Source organism: Vibrio sp. NH-7, from assembly GCF_053643215.1.
In genome coordinates, this window is sequence record NZ_CM132187.1 from 2,635,886 (window position 1) to 2,650,863 (window position 14,978).

Annotated in this window: 10 protein-coding genes; 3 read left to right on the top strand and 7 right to left on the bottom strand. The window is 47.3% G+C overall.

Features of this window, described 5'->3' with window-relative positions; translation table 11 throughout:
- Positions 1-29 precede the first annotated feature (29 nt).
- Positions 30-1,100, bottom strand: a complete 1,071-nt coding sequence (gene lptG, locus ACUALS_RS12225; protein WP_454448439.1) for an LPS export ABC transporter permease LptG — start codon at positions 1,098-1,100, stop codon at positions 30-32.
- Positions 1,101-1,103: 3 nt separating this feature from the next.
- Complete coding sequence (gene lptF / locus ACUALS_RS12230) at positions 1,104-2,204, bottom strand: LPS export ABC transporter permease LptF (protein WP_038140346.1); 1,101 nt, start codon at positions 2,202-2,204, stop codon at positions 1,104-1,106.
- A gap of 191 nt (positions 2,205-2,395) precedes the next feature.
- On the opposite strand from lptF, the gene pepA reads away from it, so the two are divergent.
- From pepA to ACUALS_RS12245, 3 genes are all read left to right on the top strand, one after another.
- Positions 2,396-3,904: a leucyl aminopeptidase gene (gene pepA, locus ACUALS_RS12235; RefSeq protein WP_005472699.1), complete on the top strand. Its 1,509-nt coding sequence runs from the start codon at positions 2,396-2,398 to the stop codon at positions 3,902-3,904.
- Positions 3,905-3,971: 67 nt separating this feature from the next.
- On the top strand, positions 3,972-4,421 hold the full coding sequence (locus tag ACUALS_RS12240; protein ID WP_454448440.1) for a DNA polymerase III subunit chi: 450 nt from the start codon (positions 3,972-3,974) through the stop codon (positions 4,419-4,421).
- Between the two features lie 117 nt (positions 4,422-4,538).
- On the top strand, positions 4,539-7,397 hold the full coding sequence (locus ACUALS_RS12245; protein WP_454448441.1) for a valine--tRNA ligase: 2,859 nt from the start codon (positions 4,539-4,541) through the stop codon (positions 7,395-7,397).
- Between the two features lie 65 nt (positions 7,398-7,462).
- On the opposite strand, the gene ACUALS_RS12250 is transcribed toward ACUALS_RS12245, so the two are convergent.
- The 5 genes from ACUALS_RS12250 to rapA all read right to left on the bottom strand — a co-directional run bounded on the left by ACUALS_RS12250 (position 7,463) and on the right by rapA (position 14,527).
- A complete protein-coding gene (locus ACUALS_RS12250) occupies positions 7,463-8,455 on the bottom strand; it encodes a M48 family metallopeptidase (RefSeq protein WP_454448442.1) in 993 nt (330 codons plus the stop codon).
- The gene (locus ACUALS_RS12255) at positions 8,455-9,633 is read right to left on the bottom strand and encodes a YjgN family protein (RefSeq protein WP_039478232.1); all 1,179 of its coding nucleotides are present in this window, start codon (positions 9,631-9,633) and stop codon (positions 8,455-8,457) included. The genes ACUALS_RS12250 and ACUALS_RS12255 overlap by 1 nt, the downstream gene beginning before the upstream one ends.
- A 168-nt stretch (positions 9,634-9,801) precedes the next feature.
- The gene (locus tag ACUALS_RS12260; protein WP_454448443.1) at positions 9,802-10,779 is read right to left on the bottom strand and encodes a D-2-hydroxyacid dehydrogenase; all 978 of its coding nucleotides are present in this window, start codon (positions 10,777-10,779) and stop codon (positions 9,802-9,804) included.
- A 37-nt stretch (positions 10,780-10,816) separates the two neighbouring features.
- Entirely contained in the window at positions 10,817-11,554 is a 738-nt protein-coding gene (gene rluA / locus ACUALS_RS12265) for a bifunctional tRNA pseudouridine(32) synthase/23S rRNA pseudouridine(746) synthase RluA (RefSeq protein WP_454448444.1), read from the bottom strand.
- Between the two features lie 63 nt (positions 11,555-11,617).
- Complete coding sequence (rapA, locus tag ACUALS_RS12270; RefSeq protein WP_454448445.1) at positions 11,618-14,527, bottom strand: RNA polymerase-associated protein RapA; 2,910 nt, start codon at positions 14,525-14,527, stop codon at positions 11,618-11,620.
- Positions 14,528-14,978 lie beyond the last annotated feature (451 nt).

The following is a 14,978-nucleotide window of genomic DNA, read 5'->3' on the forward strand; positions in this document are numbered from 1 at the left end:
AAAATGGCTGCCAAAAGGCAGCCATTTTTTTACAATTTTCTTCGCAGCAGCATCAGTGCCAAGGTTAAAAATACCAAACTCGGCATTACCGCCCCCACTACGGGGGGGATCCCGTAGACTAAAGTCAGTGGACCAAAAAACTCACTCGAAATATAGAAAGTAAAGCCAGCAACCACACCGGATAAAACCCTCGCCCCCATACTTACACTACGCAAAGGGCCGAAGACAAACGACAGCGCGAGCAACATCATAACCGCAATGGATATCGGCTGAGTGACTTTACGCCAAAGGGCCAGTTCATAGCGAGAGGCATCTTGCTCTGAGGCTTTAAGGTAAGTGACGTAGTCATATAAACCACTCATCGCCAACTCTTCCGGCTCTACTTTTACCACAGCCAACTTGTCAGGAACTAACGTTGTTTTCCACGCGTATTCCTTCACCTTAGACTTAGCCAGCTCTACCTTGTCGGCCATATCGGTAATTTCCGCATCTTTCATGAGCCACTGGTTATCACCTAAGTAGTCCGCTTCAGGGGCAAACATCACTTGATAGAGTTTCTTCTCATCATCGAATCGCCACACCTTCACACCATAGAGCGTGTCGTCTTCCACCTTGCCGATGAAGATAAAGTCATCCACATCTCGTGCCCAGACCCCGGCACGCACGGAAACAATTTGCCCGCCAGAAATCGAGAATGAACGCAGCTCGCGCGCCATTTTTTGCGCTTGAGGCGCCCCCCACTCTCCGAGAAGCATGATAATCAGCATCAATGGAATCGCGGTTTTCAGTACCGACAAACCAATATCGAGTTTCGAGTAGCCCGACGCCTGCATGACCACGAGCTCCGAACTTGATGCCAAAATACCTAAGCCGATTAAGGCACCCAGTAAAGCGGACATGGCAAAGAACAATTCAATATCGCGTGGAATTCCCAACAGGACGAAATAGAATGCGTTGAGTAAATCGTAACTTCCTTTACCTACACTGCGTAATTGCTCTACAAAACGGATGATGCTCGATAAGCCGATAAGAGTCGCTAACACCATAGAGGTCGTCGCGATAATGGTTCGGCCGATATAGAGGTCTAGAATTTTAAACACGAGTTACGACACCTTACGTTGTCTAAATTTGTCTTTCATGCGTCGCACAGGAACGCTGTCGATAAAGTTGACGCCGATCGCCGCCACTAACAGAGCAAAGTTGATTGGCCACATACCAATCACTGCTGGAATGTTGCCATCCTCGATCGCTGATTTCGTCGTCGACATTGAGATAAAGTAAACAAAATAAGCCAAAATCGCTGGCCCCATTTTGGCAAAACGACCTTGGCGCGGGTTAACGGCAGAAAGAGGCACCACAAGCATGGTCAACAGTGGGATACAGACAAATAGCGATATACGCCATTGAAGCTCGGCTTTTGCAGACAAATCGGTACTCTCAATCAAGTCTAGTGTTGGTACCGCGCCCCAACTACGGCGCTTAGCTTGGACTTCACGTTGACCAATCAAACCGCTGTACTGCTCAAACTCTGTCACCATGTAATCCAAGCGAGTAGGAATGCCTTCGTATCGCGTACCATCATGCATCACAATCATTTGGCGACCATCATCGTGCTCACGCACTTCACCCGAGTTAGAGAACATCACACTCGGTAAAATCGCATCGCGCGGGCGCACTTGAGCCACAAACACGTTGTTGAGCTTGTTGTCTCGGATTTCATCAATGAAGACGACCGAAGAGCCATCCGGTGTACGCTGAAACTGACCCGCTTTTAGCAAGTCGACACTGTTTTCAGCCGCAACTTGTTCTATCAACTGAGCCTCTTTTTCTTGACTCCATGGTGCTAAATAAAGCGTGTTGAATGCAGCCAGTGCCGTGGTGATAAACGCAAGTGACATCGCCGCACGGATCAAAAACTTACTGCCCATGCCTGTCGCATTCATGACGGTAATTTCACTTTCGCTGTATAAACGGCCAAAAGTGAGCAAGATACCGATGTATAAGCTCATCGGCAGCATCAGAAGCCCCATTTGGGGAATATTTAGTCCAACGATAGCTAAGATCAGTCGAGCAGGGATATCACCGTCCGTCGCATCGCCTAAAACTTTGATAAAAGTCTGACTTATAAAGACGAGTAAAAGCACAAAAAATATCGCTAATTGGCTTTTGAGTGTCTCGCGGATCAAATATCTAACAATAATCACGCTGAAATTACCTATACAAAACTTGTTTTTTTAATTGAATCACTATAATTTCCCGTTGAACCTTTTATTTTTAAATTTTTTGGCTAACTGTTAACGCGCTTATTTAAGGATAGTTCCGAGTAAGGAATCAACAAGTAAGACGGCATTATCTAACATTTAGTTCTATTTGTCTTCAGGATGTAGGAGTACGCATGGAGTTCAGTGTAAAGAGTGGCAGCCCTGAGAAACAGCGCAGCGCATGTATCGTTGTAGGTGTGTTTGAACCACGCCGTCTTTCTCCGGTCGCTGAACAGCTCGACAAAATCAGCGATGGCTATATCAGTTCTCTACTTCGCCGTGGCGATCTGGAAGGTAAACCAGGGCAGATGCTACTGCTTCATCAAGTACCAGGAGTACTGTCTGAACGCGTTTTGCTTGTCGGTTGTGGTAAAGAGCGTGAGCTTGGCGAGCGCCAATATAAAGAAATCATTCAAAAAACCATCAATACGCTCAACGAAACAGGTTCAATGGAAGCAGTATGTTTCCTAACAGAACTGCACGTTAAAGGTCGTGACACTTACTGGAAAGTACGCCAAGCGGTTGAAGCAACAAAAGATGGTCTTTACACGTTCGACCAATTTAAGAGCGTTAAACCAGAGACTCGCCGCCCACTTCGTAAGCTGGTATTCAACGTACCAACACGTCGTGAGCTAAACCTTGGCGAAAAAGCAATCGCACACGGTCTTGCTATTGCGTCTGGTGTGAAAGCATCGAAAGACCTAGGCAACATGCCACCAAACATCGCCAACCCAGCTTACCTTGCTTCTCAAGCACGTCGCCTAGCGGATGACTATGAGACAGTAACGACTAAGATCATTGGCGAGCAAGAAATGGAAAAACTGGGTATGACTTCATACCTAGCCGTTGGCCGTGGTTCTAAGAACGAATCTATGATGTCTATCATGGAGTACAAGGGCAACCCAGATCCAGAAGCAAAACCAATCGTTCTTGTGGGTAAAGGTCTAACCTTCGATTCAGGCGGTATTTCACTTAAGCCAGGCGAAGGCATGGACGAGATGAAGTACGACATGTGTGGTGCTGCATCGGTATTTGGCACAATGAAAGCACTTGCGAAATTGAACCTACCAATCAACGTGGTTGCCGTTCTAGCAGGCTGTGAGAACATGCCAGGCAGCAATGCCTACCGTCCAGGCGATATTCTGACGACAATGTCTGGTCAAACGGTTGAAGTACTTAATACTGACGCTGAAGGCCGTCTAGTACTGTGTGATGCACTAACTTACGTTGAACGTTACGAGCCAGAGTGTGTGGTTGACGTAGCGACTCTGACTGGCGCATGTATCATGGCTCTAGGCCACCATATCAGTGCGGTTATCTCTAACCATAACCCGCTGTCACACGAGCTGATCAACGCATCTGAGCAATCTAGTGACCGTGCATGGCGTCTCCCTATGGCTGACGAGTACCACGAGCAGTTGAAGAGCCCATTTGCCGATATGGCAAACATCGGTGGTCGTCCTGCAGGTACGATCACAGCGGGTTGTTTCCTGTCTAAATTTGCCAAGAAATACCACTGGGCACACGTCGACATCGCAGGTACAGCCTGGAAGTCAGGCGCAGCAAAAGGCTCTACGGGCCGCCCTGTCTCAATGCTTGTCCAATTCCTGCTTAACCGCAGTGGCCAAGACACAGAGGAATAAACCTCAACTTCGTCAAAAGGGCCGCAAGGCCCTTTTTTGTATCTGAAGCAATAGTGAGCTAAATAAAATGGCAAACGCAACGTTTTACATTATCAAACCAGACTCCCCGCAATCGAATGCCGTGGGTTTTGGCGACTATGTACTGTTTCTTGCCAGACATTTTGCCTCACAAGGCGCCAAGGTGTATCTGAATTGCCACGACAAATCGCACGCAGAACAGATTGCTGAGACTTTTTGGCAAGCCGAGCCCCATCACTTTATTGCCCACAACTTGGTTGGCGAAGGTCCAAAATATGGCACCAAGGTGGAAATAGGCTACCAAGCTGTCAAGCCCTCATGGAGTCGGCAAATAGTAATAAATTTGGCGGAAAATGAGACAACCTTTGCGAACAAGTTTGCTGAGGTGGTAGACTTCGTCCCTTGCGAAGAAAAAGCCAAGCAACTGGCGCGAGAAAGATATAAAATCTACCGTCAAGCGGGCTATCAGCTACAAACGATCGAGATCGAACACAGCTAGCACCACCGCACCAATAACCGGTCAATCCTTATAGCTAAGGCGATCTTGTCAGAGATCCCTCACTTATAAAGATTGACTTAGAATTAAACCAGACCTATCAGCAGAATATCTATAGCTATGGAAAAGACATATAACCCAACTTCAATTGAACAGGCTTTATATCAAGCTTGGGAAGAGAAAGGCTACTTCAAGCCACACGGTGACACGACCAAAGAATCATACTCAATAATGATCCCACCACCGAACGTCACTGGTAGCCTACACATGGGCCACGCGTTCCAAGATACGATCATGGATACTCTGATCCGCGCAGAGCGTATGAAAGGTAAAAACACCCTTTGGCAAGTCGGTACAGACCACGCTGGTATCGCAACTCAAATGGTTGTTGAGCGCAAAATCGCTGCTGAAGAAGGCAAAACAAAGCACGACTACGGTCGTGATGCTTTCATCGATAAAATCTGGGAATGGAAAGGCGAGTCTGGTGGCACCATCACTAAACAGCTTCGTCGTCTAGGTGCATCGGTAGACTGGGACCGTGAGCGCTTCACAATGGATGACGGTCTATCTAACGCGGTTCAAGAAGTTTTTGTTCGCCTATACGAAGATGACCTAATCTACCGCGGTAAGCGTCTAGTAAACTGGGATCCTAAACTGCACACGGCAATTTCTGATCTTGAAGTTGAAAACAAAGACAAAAAAGGCCACATGTGGCACTTCCGCTACCCGCTAGCAGACGGCGTTAAAACAGCAGAAGGCAAAGACTACATCGTAGTTGCCACCACGCGTCCTGAAACCATGCTAGGCGATACGGGTGTTGCGGTTAACCCAGAAGATCCACGTTACAAAGATCTTATCGGCAAAGAAATTCTACTTCCTATCGTTGATCGTCGTATCCCAATCGTGGGCGATGAGCACGCCGATATGGAGAAAGGAACTGGCTGTGTGAAAATCACACCTGCGCACGACTTCAACGACTACGAAGTTGGTAAACGTCACCAGTTACCAATGATCAACATCCTAACCTTTGATGCCAACATCCGTGATGCCGCTGAAGTGTTCAACACCAACGGCGAAGCGAGTGACGCGTACTCAACTGAGCTACCTGCTAAGTACCACGGTATGGAGCGTTTTGCTGCACGTAAAGCGATCGTGGCTGAGTTTGATGAGCTAGGCCTGCTTGATGAAATCAAAGATCACGATCTAACGGTTCCTTACGGTGACCGTGGCGGCGTGGTGATTGAACCAATGCTGACTGACCAATGGTACGTTCGCACCGCACCTCTTGCTGAAACGGCAACTAAAGCGGTTGAAGATGGTGAAATCCAATTCGTTCCTAAGCAATACGAAAACATGTACTTCTCTTGGATGCGCGACATTCAAGACTGGTGTATCTCTCGTCAGCTTTGGTGGGGTCACCGCATCCCTGCATGGTACGACAACGATGGCAATGTATACGTAGGTCGCACTGAAGAAGAAGTTCGTGCAAACAACAACCTAGCGCCAGTTGTGGTTCTACGCCAAGACGACGATGTATTGGATACTTGGTTCTCTTCTGCACTTTGGACCTTCGGTACGCAAGGTTGGCCTGAGAACACAGATGATCTGAAGACATTCCACCCTTCAGACGTACTCGTTACTGGTTTCGACATCATCTTCTTCTGGGTTGCTCGTATGATCATGATGACGATGCACTTCTGTAAAGATGAGAACGGTAAGCCACAAGTACCATTTAAGACGGTATACGTTACTGGTCTAATCCGTGACGAGAACGGTGACAAGATGTCTAAGTCTAAGGGTAACGTTCTTGACCCAATCGACATGATTGACGGCATCGACCTTGAGTCTCTTGTTGAGAAACGCACTGGTAACATGATGCAGCCTCAACTTGCAGCGAAGATCGAGAAGAACACGCGTAAGACGTTTGAAAACGGTATCGAACCATACGGTACTGACGCACTACGCTTCACTCTTGCTGCTATGGCTTCTACTGGCCGTGACATCAACTGGGATATGAAGCGTCTGGAAGGTTACCGTAACTTCTGTAACAAGCTATGGAACGCAAGCCGTTACGTACTGATGAATACAGAAGATCAGGATTGTGGCTTCAACGGTGGTGAGATCGAGTACTCACTAGCGGATAAGTGGATCGAGTCTCAGTTTGAGCTAGCAGCGAAAGAGTTCAATGGTCACATTGATAACTTCCGTCTGGATATGGCAGCAAACACGATTTACGAATTTATCTGGAACCAATTCTGTGACTGGTACCTAGAGCTCACTAAACCAGTTCTTTGGAAAGGCAGTGAAGCTCAGCAACGTGGTACTCGTCGCACGCTAATCACCGTTCTAGAGAAGACACTTCGTCTAGCGCACCCTGTGATCCCATACATCACAGAAACTATCTGGCAGAGCGTTAAGCCGCTGGTTGACGGTGTTGAAGGTGACACAATCATGCTTCAAGCACTGCCTCAGTTCGACGAAGCGAACTTCAACCAAGCAGCTCTTGATGACATCGAGTGGGTGAAGTCATTCATCACTAGCATCCGTAACCTACGTGCTGAATACGACATCAACCCAGGTAAGCCGCTTGAAGTGATGCTAAAAGCCGCGAGCGCAGAAGATGCAGCACGCTTAGAAGCGAACAAGCAAGTTCTGGTTTCTCTAGCGAAACTTGAGTCTGTCCGCGTACTGGAAGCAGGTGAAGAAACACCAGCTTGCGCAACGGCGCTGGTTGCTAAGTCTGAACTGATGATCCCAATGGCGGGTCTAATCGACAAAGACGCGGAACTTGCTCGTCTAGACGGCGAAATCAAGAAGACACACGGTGAAATCAAGCGTATCGAAGGCAAGCTAGGTAACGAAGGTTTTGTTGCTAAAGCACCGGAAGCGGTCGTTGCTAAAGAGCGTGAAAAGCTAGAAGGCTACAAAGAGACTCTAGTGAAACTAGAAGAGCAAAAAGCGACGATTGCAGCGCTGTAATCTTTGCCTCTAGTAAAAACAAATAAGCTGGTCACTCGACCAGCTTTTTTTATTCTTGCTAGTGGCTAATTTCTCGCAGCTTCAATTCTCTCATCGAAGTCAGGATGTGAGCTTAGCCACTCCGGTATAGCAAACTCTTCTTGCTGACTAAATTGCTCAAACATTTCTGCCATTGCTTCACTGCTGCCATAAATCACACGCATATTGAGTTTCGCATACTCATCCGCTTCCATCTCGGCTTCCCTTGAATGACCATTTGACAAGAAAAAGACGCCAACACCAGCCATGTTGTCGATCACGCCTGAGCTCTCACCTGTCAGCAAAGAGACACCAACAGAAAGAATACTTGAGTGAACAAGACGCTTTAACATATGACGATGATGAACGTGGCCAAGCTCGTGCAAAATAATGCTATCAAGCTGCTGCTCATTGGCTGCTAACTTAACCATTTGATCAAGGACGACAATTTTCCCACCAGGCAGAGCAAACGCATTCGCTCCCATCTCTGAAGAGCGAAATACAATATCGACTGAGTAAGGTAATGGCTCGATCTGCGATAAATAATGGGACACTCTAGTGCGAATTTGCTCCTGCTCCAAAGTACTCAGTTCACTGGGAGCCCAATGCTCGTCCAAGCTCGCCAACACCTTATCCCCTAGCGCGACAGCAACTGTATCTGGAACGGCATGAGCAACTTTTTCACTGAGCCAAGGCAGCAGATAAACATAACTGCCGACAATAACACCGATACAACACACTACCGACAACAGCCAAGCAAACCGTTTAGTTTCCATCTTCTCGACAAAACTAGAACGCTTGTTTCGCTTTAGCCACTCGTTGATTTGTGGCGTCCTATCTGCGACAAACATCCAGCCATCGGCAAACTTAAAACGGATGGGCAAGTTGCCAACAGGGGCGCTGACTTCAACCCATGCCACTTCGCAGTAAACCGTTTCTTCTTCGGTCACGATACAAAGTGATGTTGAACTGGACGCATCTAGCTCAGCGGCGTGTCGAACTGAGCTATTCGGCGGAAATGCACTGCCTTGAAAACGCATTAGTTGATGCCGATACCGAGGTCAAATGCCTGAGCAACTTCATCCGTGACCGCTGATTTCACATCGGAATCTTGGTCAACCGCCACTAATAAAGTCATGTTACCCACCACAGCTGTCCTTTCAGATAGATAGCGGCTGGTTCTCACCATCACCCATGGACGCGCAAGACCTAACGTGATCACTTGCAGCAAGAAGTTAGAAATCACTAAGCCCATGTAGCTACTGACACTCATGGTTGAAGCGAATCTAAAGGCCGTTTCTGATTGTTCTTCTTGTTGGGCGACCAGTTGAGAGAAAACATAGTTACGCACACGAGTCGTTGTATATGCCGTCAACGCGATAGTTAAAACAATCATCGCCGCGTACACAATGACAACACCCGCAAACGCCCCCGCACTCTGGCCAACTTGAGAAAGATCAGAAAGATGCAGCTGACTAAATTCAACACCACCAAACACAACGAGCATAGCAACGACAGCAAATGCCAGCGCAGACAACACACCGATGATCATCGCCTTGCAGTAGGTCTTCAAAAAGAAACCTGTTGTAATTTCTGCGCTAAACTTCCAATCACCATATTGATAGCCATTAGCAAAAAAGCGGTGAGCACCTGCAACAACCCACGCGTAAACCACTGCCATAACAGCAAAAAGACCGAACCACATCGCGATTCCTGCTGCGGTAGAAACGGAACCAACTGCGATTGAAATACCTATGTAGACCGCAAGAATGAGCAATGCACCTACGCCACGTCCAAGTAGCGTAACGTATGCGCTCTTAAGCGGAGCCGTGAAGGAGAAGTGAACGTTTCGGTAGCTCGTCATTGCGGAATCGAAACGAGCGTTGCTCCAAAGTAGCCAAGGCAGTGCAGCATAAAATGCTAACAGTAGCGCCATACTTGCAACAGGGAAAAATTGGCTACTAATAGACCAAATAAGAACCACGACGAGTGCCACAATGCGACCTTTAAGGATCTGTATTGGTTTGGCGTGATACTCAAAGTTATCGCCGCTAATATGAGTGTTACCGTAGAAGTAGCGCTTTGTTCTTACTTTAGCCCATGCCGAATAAATACCTAATGTAACAATAGAAAGGAGGATATTAACTATCCATATGCCGAAAAATTCCCCACCTCTACCATGAAATGAAACGGGATTGGTTAACTGTTTTTGGTCCATGCCTAAAATTCCTGACGTGATTTATAAATTATTTTGATGTCGTAATTTCTTACATTTTATTTATCCCGTCTATAAATAGAGTCAGAATAATAATCAAGCATAGACATAGCTCACAGTTGATTATTTACTTTAAAGTCAATAAGTTAAAATCACCGTACTGCAATTCAATTACACAATGCGGTTCTGTTTCTCGCCTTTGATAAATGCCGTAATGTTATCCATCAAAATATTAGCCAGATTCTGAATCGATGAGTCACTCCCCCAAGCAACATGTGGAGTAAGCAGCAAATTAGGTAGCGACATGTTTGCCAGCAATGGGTTAGAGCTATCTGCAGGTTCTTGAGTAAAGACATCGACCCCAGCTCCGGCAATGATTCCTTGCTTCAACGCGTTTACCAAGGCAGCTTCATCAATGAGCCCCCCTCGCCCCGTATTGATCAGCAGGCTGCTAGACTTCATCATTGCCAGCTCGCGCTCTCCAATCAGATTCAGCGTTTGTTCATTTAAAGGGCAGTGCAAAGAGATGACATCCGCTTGTTGCAAGCCCTCCTCAAACGGTACAAAGCCATCTCGGCAACTAGGAGCACCTTTGCGCTCAGCAAACAAGACTTTCATGCCGACCGCTTTAGCCAGAGTTGCGGTTGCTTGACCTAGCGCGCCAGAGCCAATGATGGCCAGCGTCGAGCCCGCGACATCCCCGATAGGGTGAGTGAAGAAACAAAACTGTTTATTACGCTGCCATTCACCGGCGGCGATATCATTATGGTAGGCAAATAGATTGCGCTTAAGGGCAAAGATCATAGCGATAACATGCTCTGGTACCGACAGAGTCGCATAGCCTTGTACGTTGGTTACCGCTATACCATTGTCGGCACAATAGTCGATATCGATATTGTTAAACCCCGTCGCCGATACCGCAATCAACTTGAGTTCAGGCAACTGACGTAAACACTCGCGGTCCAAAATGACTTTGTTGGTAATGGCGACCTGAACACCTTGAAGTCTCTCAACAACTTGCTCTGGCGAGGTAAAGTCGTAGTCGATCCGCTTATGCTCTACTGCCAGTTCGGGTAACTCAATTTGAGTGGGGATCGTGGCACGATCAAGAAAAACGACGGTTGGGGTAGCAGAAGTTGGCAGCGACATAGGATCTCCTTTCACTGCCAAGTTATTGGTAAGTCAGTTATGGGCGTGGCAGCGTTTTATAATCCGGTAATTCTCGCACAGGCGAAAAATAGTTAAAGATCATCGCCTCGGCTTCAAGATAGAAGTCACAGGGAACAAACGCACATTGCAACGCTTCACTGTGTGGATGATAAAAGCTGAGCTCTGCGGCATGCAACTCTAACCTATCAGAGAATTCAAACGCTTCCCCTTCTGAGTAAAACTCATCACCGACGATTGGGTGCCCTAACGCCTGCATATGCACGCGCAGTTGATGCGAGCGCCCTGTAATCGGCAATAGACGTACAATCGATGTTCGTTCCTCTCGCTTAACGACCTGATACAAGGTTTTTGACGGCTTACCGTCGTCGAAACACACTTTCTGTCTCGGTCTATTTGGCCAGTCACAAATCAGTGGTAAATCGACTTCTCCGTGCTCATTAGCTGGGTGACCCCAAACGCGAGCGTAATAGACTTTGTGAGTAAGGCGATATTGAAACTGTTTTTTGAGCGAGCGCTCGGCTTCTTTGTGCTTTGCGAGCAACATCAGCCCTGAGGTGTCCATATCTAAGCGGTGCACCACTTGGATATCTGGGTAGATTGCGACTAAGCGTGACCACAAGCTGTCATAGTGCTCTTCCAACCTGCCTGGCACCGACAATAATCCAGGCGGCTTGTTTGCCACCAAGATGTGTTCGTCTTCAAATACAATATCAACCCAAGGTTCGCGCGGCGGGTTGTATTCGGTCATAGCCATTGTGTTCATCCAATAAAAACCCAGCGTTACGCTGGGTTTAATTTAAAGAGTTCTAAGAGCGCATCAATTATGTGATACCACGATCATTCGTAACGAATCGAGTTGATACTGAGCTTGGCCGATGTAGCCCGTTAGCTCTTTGATTTGCTCATCAATGGCATCAATCTCTTCATCACGGATGTTCGGGTTGACCGCTTTCAATGCCTGCAAGCGCTCTAGTTCACTGTTAAGGCTAGCTTGCATCTCTTGCTCAGCTTGATTACGAATCGCTTCTACTTTCTCAACGATAAGCGTCTCACCCGCTGCAACTAACTGGTGCACTTGAGCTTGTACAGAAGAGACTAACTTAGTCGCGATATGACGACCCACAGGGCTCAGTTGGCGGTTGAAGCTTTCAAATTCAACCTGAGCAGACAGGTCATTACCTTTGCCATCCAGCATCAAGCGAATTGGTGTCGTTGGTAAGAAACGGCTGATACCACTACGCTTCGGTGCTTGTGCATCCACTTTGTAGATAAGTTCAAGCAGCATGGTGCCTACTGGCAGCGCTTTATTCTTCAGTAGCGAAACCGCAGCCGTTCCCACGCCTTCACTCATAAGCAGATCAATACCGCCTTGAATCATTGGATGTTCCCAGCTAATGAAGTGCATGTCTTCGCGAGACAGCGCTGTATCACGGTCAAACGTGATGGTTGCCCCTTCGTAAGGCAAGCCAGGATAGCTTGGTACCAACATGTGCTCAGATGGCGTTACCACTAGAGCATTTTCACCTTTGTCATCTTGATCGAGGCCAATGGTATCAAACAGGCTCAACGCAAACGTAACTAGATTGGTATCGCCATCTGTTGAGGCGATCTTATCGACAATCGCTTGCGCTTTATCGCCGCCATTTGAGTGCATCTCAAGTAAGCGGTCACGACCTTGTTCCAGCTGCGCTTTCAGCTCTTTGTTCATGGCTGCAGATTCAGCAATCACATCATCAAGCTCTGTTGTATCGCCTGAAGCGAGCATTTCAATTAAGCGGTCGGCGTATTTGTCGTAAACAGTGCGGCCCGTTGGACAAGTTTCAGCAAAGGCATTCAAACCTTCATCAAACCAACGCGCAAGAATCGCCTGTGAAGTGCCTTCAAGATACGGCACATGAATATCGATATCGCGATTTTGACCGATACGATCTAAACGACCGATACGCTGCTCTAGTAGGTCTGGGTTAAATGGCAGATCGAACATCACAAGTTGATTGGCAAACTGGAAGTTACGACCTTCAGAGCCAATCTCACTACAGATCAGTACCTGTGCGCCGCCCTCTTCTTGCGCAAAGTAAGCCGCCGCTTTATCACGCTCAAGAATCGACATACCTTCATGGAATACCGTTGCACGAATACCTTCACGCTCACGCAGCGCTTGCTCTAGCTGCAAAGCAGTACTTGCGCGAGAAGCAATCACTAAAATCTTCTCGCTACGCTTTTCGGTAATTTTCTCAAGTAGCCAATTCACTCGGCTATCAAACTGCCACCAGCTCGAATCTTCACCTTCAAACTCTTGGAAGATTTCTTCTGGGTACAAGTTTTTCACAGCGCGAGCTTCAGCACTCATTTTGCCGCCGATCATGCCAGATACACGCATTGAAGTGGTGTACTGCTGAGGAATGGGCATCGGTAGCAAGTTTACATTACGTTTAGGGAAGCCCTTGATCGCCGCACGTGTGTTACGGAACAAGACACGCCCAGTACCGTGACGGTCCATTAGGTTATCGATCAACTCTTGGCGCGCCGCCGCTTTCTCTTCTTCACCGGAATCACTCTCGATGATTCTAAACAACGGCTCAACATCTTGTTCAGAAAGCAGCTCTGTAATCTGATTTTTCGCGTCGTTCTCTAGCTTTTGACCTGAAAATAGCGCGCTAACTGAATCGGCAACGGGCGCATATTGCTCTTCTTCTTTGACGAACTCTTGGTAATCAAAGAAGCGGTCGGAATCAAGCAGACGTAGACGCGCAAAGTGGCTCTCACGACCAAGCTGTTCTGGCGTTGCCGTTAGCAGTAAAACACCTGGCGTACGCTCCGCTAAGCCTTCAACCACTTGGTATTCGCGGCTTGGCTTTTCAGGGCTCCACTCTAAGTGGTGCGCTTCATCGACAACCAATAGATCCCATTCACCTTCTAACGCTTGCTCAAAACGCTTGCGGCTCTTGCGTAAGAAATCGAGAGAACAGAGTACATATTGCTGTGTATCAAATGGGTTATCAGAGTCAGCAAACGCTTCGATGCAGCGTTCTTCATCGAATATAGAGAAATGCAGGTTGAAACGACGCATCATTTCCACCAGCCACTGGTGTTGCAGCGTCTCAGGTACCACGATCAGAATACGCTCAGCACGACCTGCCAGCACTTGCTGGTGAATGATCATGCCCGCTTCGATGGTTTTACCCAAACCAACTTCATCAGCCAGCAAAACGCGAGGCGCATGACGACGACCCACTTCGTGCGCAATATATAGCTGATGAGGAATCAAACCGGCACGCATGCCACATAAGCCACGCATTGGGCTCTTGTGCTGCTCATATTGGTTCATCAATGCACGGTAACGCAGCACAAAGTTGTCCATACGGTCGATTTGACCTGCGTACAACTTGTCTTGAGGCTTATTGAATCGAATTTGGTTGCTTAGCATGATTTCACGAAGCATCACGCCTTCTTCACCTGTATCTTCACGCGTACCGATGTAAGTAAACAGATCTTGTTCTTCGACAACTTGCTCAACTTTCAGTGACCAACCCTGCTGGCATTCAATAACGTCACCACTGTTAAAGGTTACTCGGGTTACGGGCGCATCATTACGAGCGTACACTCGATTTTCTTCAGAAGCTGCAAACATTAATGTCACAGTACGAGCATCCAATGCTACAACGGTTCCTAAACCTAGATCGCTTTCCGTATCGCTAATCCAGCGCTGGCCCAAAGCAAATGTCATGAATCGACTACCTCATCTGTTTAATTCAAAAATGGGTCTATAAATCTTAGCTGTTCTTGCGCAACTTGAAAGGCAGCTGACGAGGAAAAAAAGTGGCCAGCTACAGCGCAGAAAAAGGTCGCTAATCTTACTCGAAGCTGTGACATTGGTCACGTACAAAGACCTCAAAAACCAACAATTTTTTATCAAAGCTGTACATGACATCAAAGTGTAAGAAATCAGTGGCACTTCTAATTAGGAGTGTTGAAAAACAGGCTTATACTTAATGGTGAACGTGCACTTGCCCCGTCAACAATTTGGCTGGCACAAGAGATGCATTTCATTAGGGTGACGATCAACACGGGTTTGCAGTTTTTGTAGTCAAACCATCAGCGATCTCTGATTACCGGGCTACATTTCTGCAAGCATCCGCAGGTAGACCACTTCATACAAGAGTATGAGGGGTAAGCAA

Excerpts from the sequence above, each read along its gene's own strand:
- rapA (WP_454448445.1), bottom strand. The coding sequence starts at position 14,527 with ATGACATTTGCTTTGGGCCAGCGCTGGATTAGCGATACGGAAAGCGAT.
- ACUALS_RS12260 (WP_454448443.1), bottom strand. The coding sequence starts at position 10,779 with ATGTCGCTGCCAACTTCTGCTACCCCAACCGTCGTTTTTCTTGATCGT.
- rluA (WP_454448444.1), bottom strand. The coding sequence starts at position 11,554 with ATGGCTATGACCGAATACAACCCGCCGCGCGAACCTTGGGTTGATATT.
- ACUALS_RS12255 (WP_039478232.1), bottom strand. The coding sequence starts at position 9,633 with ATGGACCAAAAACAGTTAACCAATCCCGTTTCATTTCATGGTAGAGGT.
- pepA (WP_005472699.1), top strand. The coding sequence starts at position 2,396 with ATGGAGTTCAGTGTAAAGAGTGGCAGCCCTGAGAAACAGCGCAGCGCA.
- ACUALS_RS12250 (WP_454448442.1), bottom strand. The coding sequence starts at position 8,455 with ATGCGTTTTCAAGGCAGTGCATTTCCGCCGAATAGCTCAGTTCGACAC.
- ACUALS_RS12240 (WP_454448440.1), top strand. The coding sequence starts at position 3,972 with ATGGCAAACGCAACGTTTTACATTATCAAACCAGACTCCCCGCAATCG.
- ACUALS_RS12245 (WP_454448441.1), top strand. The coding sequence starts at position 4,539 with ATGGAAAAGACATATAACCCAACTTCAATTGAACAGGCTTTATATCAA.